Annotated in this window: 1 protein-coding gene; it reads right to left on the bottom strand. The window is 61.5% G+C overall.

Going from position 1 to position 265, the window contains the following annotated elements:
* A partial coding sequence (locus SB753_RS38025; RefSeq protein ID WP_410805285.1) for an MFS transporter occupies positions 1–265 on the bottom strand: 265 nt, incomplete at both ends.

The following is a 265-nucleotide window of genomic DNA, read 5'->3' on the forward strand; positions in this document are numbered from 1 at the left end:
TGGGTTCGCGGTAGTTCGGAATGAAAAGGGCGGTTAGCGCCAGACCCAGCAAACCGATCGGTACATTGAGCAGAAAGATCCAGCGCCAGTCGAAATAGGTCGAGATAAACCCGCCCAGCGCTGGACCCAATACCGGTGCGGCGAGGCCAGGCCACGTGATATACGCTATGGAGCGCATCAGGTGACGCTTCTCGGTGCTGCGCAGCACGGCAAGGCGGCCTACCGGCACCATCATCGCGCCGCCGATTCCCTGCAGGATCCGCGA

This window comes from Paraburkholderia sp. SIMBA_053 (assembly GCF_046534895.1).
Classification (GTDB): Bacteria; Pseudomonadota; Gammaproteobacteria; order Burkholderiales; family Burkholderiaceae; genus Paraburkholderia; species Paraburkholderia caledonica.